The 615-nt window shown below is 47.6% G+C and carries 1 protein-coding gene; it reads right to left on the minus strand.

Going from position 1 to position 615, the window contains the following annotated elements; genetic code table 11:
* Positions 1-112: 112 nt before the first annotated feature.
* The coding region (locus CHA01nite_RS20380; protein WP_307726006.1) for a phage tail-like protein at positions 113-615 on the minus strand (503 nt) is incomplete at its 5' end.

The raw sequence follows: 615 nt of genomic DNA on the forward strand, positions 1-615 counted from the left end.
GCTTTAGTCTGATATCAATTATTATTTTACGGAAGATCCGTAGCCACAACCTGCTTTGGCTTTTATTTTTTTAGCAGGAAATTTTACAGGTTGTGAGAAGGAATATCCGGTATTATAAAGGTTTCCAGAACGACCATACCGTTCCGTTGAATACTGCAAGCTGATGCTTTACCGTATCATACACCATCATCCCGGCAGTAGGGTTAATGATATTCAGGTGCGGGCTGGCTACCTTCGGCAGAACCATGGCTTTGTTGGCATCCTTCAGGACAAGGATTCCCGGGGTGGTGTCCGAAGCTCCTCCCGTACCGATGACTACCTTGGCCCCCGGAATCTCCGCTTTGGAAGTCTGAAGAGAGGCATCCACAACTCCGGTAGCATCCACGCTCAGATCATACCAGGCCCCCGATTTCAGGTATTTCACTTTTTTATCCGTGATGTCATAAATCATTGTCCCGTCCACAGCTCCGGTTACCGAAGCGGCAGAAGTAACCCAGGGCAAAATAATCCCTCTGTTCCCGCTGCCGAACTCCAAAGAAACCGATGCGTTGCTCACCGATGTTTTACCGATAGCTACCTGGGAAAACCCCGATGTAAACAACAGTAAAGAAAATA

This window comes from Chryseobacterium hagamense (genome assembly GCF_007991455.1).
GTDB lineage: Bacteria > Bacteroidota > Bacteroidia > Flavobacteriales > Weeksellaceae > Chryseobacterium > Chryseobacterium hagamense.